This window comes from Candidatus Micrarchaeia archaeon (assembly GCA_041653315.1).
Classification (GTDB): Archaea; Micrarchaeota; Micrarchaeia; order Anstonellales; family JAHKLY01; genus JAHKLY01.
The window spans coordinates 28,483-29,556 of the sequence record JBAZFO010000015.1; the positions used below are offsets into that span (position 1 = coordinate 28,483).

At 26.1% G+C, this 1,074-nt stretch carries 2 protein-coding genes; one reads left to right on the plus strand and one right to left on the minus strand.

The genetic code is table 11. The annotated features are described in order from the left end of the window. Positions 1–522: DNA helicase UvrD (locus tag WC356_04220; GenBank protein ID MFA5382348.1), on the minus strand; the 522-nt coding region annotated here is incomplete at its 3' end. Positions 523–601: 79 nt separating this feature from the next. Here WC356_04220 and WC356_04225 point away from each other — a divergent pair. Continuing rightward, the coding region (locus WC356_04225) for a GNAT family N-acetyltransferase (GenBank protein ID MFA5382349.1) at positions 602–1,074 on the plus strand (473 nt) is incomplete at its 3' end.

Below are 1,074 nucleotides of genomic sequence, written 5' to 3' on the forward strand. Positions count from 1 at the left end.
TGTCTGGTCTTCATAACAATCTTCTATTGAATCAAATCCTCCTTTAGAACCAAAAACTCCGAACCACGGCGTAAAACAATGCCCAGGGATGACTTCATTATCTTTTGAAATATTCATTATTGTTTCAACTAATTCAGGAGAACTGATTTTTAAAATTGGTCTTCCATCTGCTTTTAAATCGCATTTTTTTCCAAGCGCATCTATTATTTGTTCAACTACTTCTAAAGAAGGAGCATATAAAATATGATGAATTTTTTTACATTTTCCGTTTTTATAATAAATAGTAGAAACTTCATTTTGTAATACAAATTTAGTATTTTTATAAGAATAAATTCCATTTTCAGATTTTTCTTTAAATTTTTCTTTTAATTCCTTAAACCATAAAGGATGGCAAAAATCACCAGTTCCTAAAATATCAATTCCTTTATATTTTGCCCATTCGGAAAAACTATCTAAATCACTTCTTGGTGAAGTAGCCATAGCATATTTTGAATGTACATGTAAGTCAGCTAAATATTCCATATAAGAAATAAGAAAAGAAATAATAAAAGGCTATTCATATAGTTATTGTATTTTAAACTTAGTGGTATTTAATATATTTATGGATTTAATTTCAAATGAAAAAATAATAACTACGATCCAAGAATCTCCAATCACACCTAAAGTAGAATTAATAATAAATACAAATTCAAAAATTTTAAAACCCGTAATTTTATCAGATCCCGAACTTATTCAAACTCTTTATACTTTTATTAAAAGATTTCCCTTAGATTATCCAGATTATGAATTATGGTTAGAAAAATGTAAAAGAGAATTAGAATTAGGGTATAAACAAGGAGCATATATTACAAATTCTGAAGGTGTTATTTTAGGTTCTTTGATATTTCAAAAACATAAACAAGATTCTTCAATATTAGAACTTAAAAATTTAAGAGTTCATCCAGTATTTGAAGGAAATAAAATAGGAACAAAATTAATACAAACAGTTGAAGAATTTGCAAAAGAACAAGGATTCAAAAGAATTCAAGGAGATGCGCATTCTAGTAATCCAGTTATAGATTTTATGATAAAAAT